Genomic DNA, 568 nt, shown 5'->3' with positions numbered 1-568 from the left:
AGCCAAACGGACAAAGTGCCCTGCATCTTTTTTATTTCCCCCACACCTTTTTTATATAAAATTAAGTATTTCACATTTACCGTTAATTCTAATTTATGAAGATTTTTTTCTGATTCTCTAAAAGCCTCCCTAATTCACTAATTCGTGGGACGATACTGGACTTTTGTATTTAAAAAATGTTTCAGTAGAGATCTCTGAAGTAGATGATGGTGGATAGAGTARTYCTTGATCATAATTTCCARTATGMGKACTGCGTMCAACRWRAAACTTGTGATTGGTAGTAAAACACCGATTACCCTGTTGAGGTCTAATTCGATCCTTATAGATTTCTCKAGMTATTTTCTTACGMAGYTTTGTTATAGCRTCTATAACWGCCTCYGGTTTAGGTGGACARCCCGGCAAATAGACATCYACAGGAATTAGCTTATCRACTCCTCGAACAGTACTATAAGAATCGGTACTGAACATCCCCCCTGTAATTGTACAGGCTCCCATAGCAATAACATACTTCGGTTCAGGCATTTGTTCATATAATCGCACTAAAGAAGGAGCCATTTTCATTGTTACT

The 568-nt window shown here is 37.0% G+C and carries 1 protein-coding gene; it reads right to left on the bottom strand.

All coding sequences use genetic code 11. The features are described 5' to 3' along the window. Window positions 1-129: 129 nt before the first annotated feature. A complete protein-coding gene (gene nuoB, locus EJ063_RS21895; protein ID WP_500691451.1) occupies window positions 130-555 on the bottom strand; it encodes an NADH-quinone oxidoreductase subunit NuoB in 426 nt (141 codons plus the stop codon). Between the last annotated feature and the right edge of the window lie 13 nt (window positions 556-568).

Origin of the sequence: Vibrio aquaticus, assembly GCF_003970385.1 — a bacterium.
GTDB classification, from domain to species: domain Bacteria; phylum Pseudomonadota; class Gammaproteobacteria; order Enterobacterales; family Vibrionaceae; genus Vibrio; species Vibrio aquaticus.
This window is presented reverse-complemented; position numbering and strand designations above follow the sequence as displayed.